Source organism: Dietzia sp. DQ12-76 (genome assembly GCF_014145045.1).
Classification (GTDB): Bacteria; Actinomycetota; Actinomycetes; order Mycobacteriales; family Mycobacteriaceae; genus Dietzia.
Genome location: NZ_JAALDV010000167.1, coordinates 1 through 5083 on the forward strand (window position 1 = coordinate 1; position 5083 = coordinate 5083).

A 5083-nucleotide genomic window follows, 5' to 3' on the forward strand; every position below is an offset into this window, starting at 1 on the left:
GCCGCAGGCCTGCGACCCGCCCAGGGGTCGCTCGGGTCGGGTGCGGCCGTCCTGGACGCCCCGAACCCCCCGAGCCCGGACCCGGGCGCCCTGGTGCCGGACTCCATGGTGGGCGGGACCCGCATGTACGTCCTGTCCCCCTCCCGCACCGTCGCCAACTGGTGTTCCCTGGGATTCAACGGGATACGTGACGGACGGGTCGTCAACATCACCGTGGCCCACTGCAGTTCCTTCACCGACCAGGCGACGGGCCAGTCGACGTTCCGGCCCGGCACGGTCTCCGAGGACAGCAGGTCGCCGAGGCTCGGAGTCTTCACCTCTGCCGAGGCAGACGAGGGTATGGACGCCGCGCTGATCACCGTCGACCCCGAGGACTACCCACGGTTCCGTAACTCCCACGTCCTCGACGAGAACGCGCTGCCCCTGGCTCTGTCCGGCACGCAGTCCCCGGTCAGGGGGCAGACCCTGTGCAAGTACGGCCAGCGGACGGGTCATACGTGCGGGCAGGTGTCCGGCGTCGACTCGGCGACACCGGGTGGGGTCAGGAACGTCACGATCAACCTGTGCGCGATCGCGGGCGACAGCGGAGGAGTGGTGTTCTCCGCGACCCGTGCGGTCGCCGTGACCAGCCTGTCCAACGCCTTCGACAGAAACGACCAGCCCTACCCGAACTGCGAGACCGCCCGCGCCGACCTCGCGCTCCGCGGAACGGTCCCGACGATGGTCGGGGTGACCGTCGGGGCGATCTCGTCCCGCTTCCCGGGACTCCAGGTGGGCGCCGCCTGACACATCAATCCCACTAATCACACGTGTCGCACTGGACTCAGTAATCACATCTTCGTAATCTTGGCCTCAACTGGGCGACCTGAAGTCGTCCACCGTGCATCACGGAAGGCCACCATGCGCACCACCACGAGACTCGCCGCCCTCACCGCCACCGCGGCCCTGGTCGTCACAGCGGCCCCCGCCGGCGCCGCCCCCTCCCCAGCGCCCACCACACCGGCGCAGACGCAGGTGTTACCCACCCTCGACTCCGCCCTGGGGCCCCAGCTGACCTCGCTGGTCGAGGCTCTGCGCCGGGACCTGGGGCTGACCCCCGAGCAGTTCCTGGACCAGGCCGGAATCGGCGAGCGCCTCGCCGAATCCCGGCCTCGGTGGGAGAAGGCGTTCCGCGACTCGTTCGGCGGCGTGTGGTTGGACGAGGAGGGCACCGGCCTGGTGGGCGTGGTCGCCGGCGAAGCGGGCGATCTGCTGCGCGCCGAGGCCACCGACGCCGGCTTCACCGTGCAGGACGTCGCGCTGACCACCGAGGAGCTCTCGGCCCGCGAGCGGCAGGTGAGCAAGATCGTCACCGACCTCCCCGAAGACCTCCGGGCACTGGTCACCGGGGTGCGGGTCGACCCCACCCGCAACGCCGTGGTCGTGTCCACCCGCGGCGGGGAGGCCGCCCAGCTGGGCAACCTCACCGCGCGACTGAAGGACCTCGCCGAGGTCGACATGACCGAGGCGCCCGACCCCGCGTGGGACACCGCACCGTTCGGCAGCGAGGACGGTGGGACCCAGTCCGAGGGCGCTCCGAACACGGCCGGGCTCGAACCCGCCACCACCCGCGCGGGCACACCGGGCCCGACGCTCGCCGGTGGCGACCCGGGATCCCTCGCCAGTCTCGCACTGCTCAACCAGACCGGTGTGATCCCCGAGGGCCCGATGCGCACCGTCGTCGAGCTGCTCGCCGGACTGACGCCGGGCACCGGCTCGATCATCGACGGGATGAGCCAGACGATGTCCGACCCCGTCACCCCGGTCCCCCAGAACCAGACGCGCGCCGACGGTCCCGCTCCCACCGGGCCCATAGCCGGGGGCACCGCCTACTCCGTCGCCGTTCCGGGCGGGATCCTCGAGTGCTCGACCGGGTTCAACGGTGAGCTCGACGGCTCGCCCGTCGTCATCACCGCCGCGCACTGCGCCGGTGCCGACGGCACGCGCGCCGCACTCGCCAACGGCCAGGAGTTCGGCACCATGACGCGGACCCAACGCGACGGGATCGACACCGCGCTCGTGGCCGTCGACCCCGCGTTCGCCGACCGCTTCCGCACGAACCTGGTCGGCGCCGGTCCCGACACCAACCAGGCGATCACCGGTACCGCCGCACCCGTCGTCGGGCAGAAGGCCTGCAAGACCGGGTTCCGGACCGGCTTCTCCTGTGGCACCGTGTCCGAGGTCGGCGCGACGATCGACGTGGCCGGGTCCCGCACCATCGCCAACGCGTTCACGGTCGACCTCTGCGCCCTCCCAGGCGACAGCGGCGGCGTCGTGTTCTCAGGAGACAAGGCACTGGGGATCTCCAGCGCGTCCAACGTCGCCGAGACCGGGACCTGCGCCAATGCTGACGCGGTGGCCAGGGAGAACGGGTACGTCCCGCGCCTGTCGGCGGTCCCGATCGCCGACGTCATGGCCGCCCATCCCGGTCTGACACTGCGAACCAACTGACGCCACCAGCCTCGCGGGCCCCGTTCCCCGAATCGAGTGCGCTCCACTTAGGGCGACCTCAACTCGGTGTACGGGGCCCGCGTGGCTTACCTTTAACGACAAGACCGTCGGCGGGCACCCCAGGGGTCGTCAGGTGCTCGTGCGTCGAGAAGTGCGACGAAAGGCCGCGAACCATGTCAGGCGTGACCATCACTCTCGGGACGATCGGTGTCCTGCTCAGCCTATTTGCCTGGGCCTCGTTCATCGGCGGCCTGTCGCGGATGGTGCGGAGCATCATGCTGGGGCAGAAGGACGGCTTCAACCGCGTGGGGCCCGTGTTCGCACGGATGAAGAACACGATCATCGAGGTCGGCGCCCACACCAGGATGGCCAGGAAGCGGTCGGTCGGCTTCTTCCACTGGTTCGTCATGATCGGCTTCATGCTCGGCTCGATCGTCTGGTTCGAGGCCTACATCCAGACGTTCAACCCCCGCGGCGGATGGCCCTGGCTGTCGCAGCAGTCCTGGTACCACGTGCTGGACGAGTTCCTGGGTCTGGGCACGGTCATCGGCATCACGGTGCTGATCATCATCCGCCAGGTCAATCAGCGTCGCAGCCTCAACCGGTTCAACGGTTCCGACCGCCGGGCCGCGTACTTCGTCGAGACCGTCGTCCTGCTCGAGGGTCTGGGAATGCTCTTCGTCAAGGCCGGCAAGCTCGCGCTCTACCGCGAGGACGGCCAGGACTTCAACTGGGCGCACGACTGGGTGTCCGGCCCCATCTCCACGGTCCTGCCGGCCAACGAGCTCATGGTGTCGATCTTCGCGCTGATCAAGCTGCTCACCGGAATGATCTGGCTGTACGTCGTGGGCCGCAACATCACCTGGGGTGTGGCGTGGCACCGCTTCTCGGCCTTCTTCAACATCTACTTCAAGCGCGAGGCCGACGGCCGCACCGCGCTCGGCGCGCTCAAGCCCATGACCATGGACGGCGAGGCGCTGACCATGGAGAAGATCGAGGAGCGCACCGAGGCGGACGAGGACTTCGAGCCGGTCCTGGGCGCGGGTGCGATCGAGGACTTCTCGTGGAAGGGCTGGCTGGACTTCTCCACCTGCACCGAGTGCGGACGCTGCCAGGAGCAGTGCCCCGCCTGGAACACCGGCAAGCCGCTCAGCCCCAAGCTGATGATCATGGCGCTGCGTGACCACGCCCACGCCAAGGCCCCGTATCTGCTCGCCGGTGGCAAGACCACGATGGGTGAGGAGACGGGACTCGTCGACGCCGAGGGCAACCCGGACGAGAAGAAGCTCGCCAGGATCCCCGAGGCCGCCCGCCTGGAGGCCCAGCGCCCGCTGGTCGGCCACACCACCGCCGACGTGTCCGACGACCCGACGGCCGCCGGCATCATCGACCCGGAGGCCCTGTGGTCCTGCACCACCTGTGGCGCCTGCGTCGAGCAGTGCCCGGTGGACATCGAGCACGTGGACCACTTCATCGACATGCGCCGCTACCAGGTGCTCATCGAATCGGAGTTCCCCACGGAACTCGCCGGCCTGTTCAAGAACCTGGAGAACAAGGGCAACCCCTGGGGGCAGAACAACTCGGGCCGCGACGAGTGGATGAAGTCCCTCGACTTCGACATCCCGGTCATCGGCTCCGACATCGAGGACTTCTCGGACACCGAGTACCTGTTCTGGGTCGGCTGTGCCGGAGCGTTCGAGGACCGCGCCAAGAAGACCACCCAGGCCGTCGCCACGCTTCTGCACACGGCCGGCGTGAAGTTCGCCGTCCTGGGCCAGGGCGAGACCTGTACCGGTGACTCCGCCCGCCGCGCGGGCAACGAGTTCCTGTTCCAGATGCTCGCCGAGCAGAACATCGAGACCATGAACAACGCCTTCGACGGTGTGCCCACCGGCCAGCGCAAGGTCGTCGTCACGTGTGCCCACTGTCTCAACGCTCTCAAGAACGAGTACGGCGACTTCGGCGGCGATTACCAGGTCGTCCACCACACGCAGTTGCTCAACCGCCTCGTGCGCGAGAAGCGGCTCGTGCCGGTCGCACCGATCGACGGTGGCGTCACCTACCACGACCCGTGCTACCTCGGCCGTCACAACAAGGTCTACGAGGCTCCGCGAGAGCTCATGGACGGTTCCGGTGTGACACTCACGGAGATGCCCCGCCACGGTCAGCGCTCCATGTGCTGTGGCGCCGGTGGCGCGCGCATGTGGATGGAGGAGACGGTCGGCAAGCGCATCAACATCGACCGCGTGGACGAGGCGTTGTCGACCAAGGCCACCAAGATCGCGACCGGCTGCCCGTTCTGCCGCGTCATGCTCTCGGATGGCGCGACCGCCCAGACCGACGGCACCGAGCAGGAGGGCCAGGTCGAGGTCGTGGACGTGGCCCAGCTGCTGCTGGAGTCCGTCACGCGCGACGGTGGCCTGCCTGAGCCTCGCGAAGCCGCGTGGCTGGAGCAGCCGAAGCGCGAGAAGACCGCGGCCGAGAAGGAGGCCGACGAGAAGGCGGCCCGGGACGCCGCGCCGGCCGAGTCCAAGACCGCTGTCGCCGAGCCCGCCTCGGCCCCGGACAACCCGGTCATCGACGAGGGCGAGGG

General features: G+C 69.0%; 3 protein-coding genes. All 3 read left to right on the top strand.

What is annotated here, in order from left to right; genetic code table 11:
* A partial coding sequence (locus G6019_RS06940; protein ID WP_241725916.1) for a S1 family peptidase occupies positions 1-786 on the top strand: 786 nt, incomplete at its 5' end.
* Between the two features lie 114 nt (positions 787-900).
* Entirely contained in the window at positions 901-2490 is a 1590-nt protein-coding gene (locus tag G6019_RS06945) for a S1 family peptidase (RefSeq protein WP_182612829.1), read from the top strand.
* Between the two features lie 173 nt (positions 2491-2663).
* Positions 2664-5083, top strand: a 2420-nt coding sequence (locus G6019_RS06950; protein ID WP_182627275.1) for a (Fe-S)-binding protein, incomplete at its 3' end; no start/stop codon positions are given.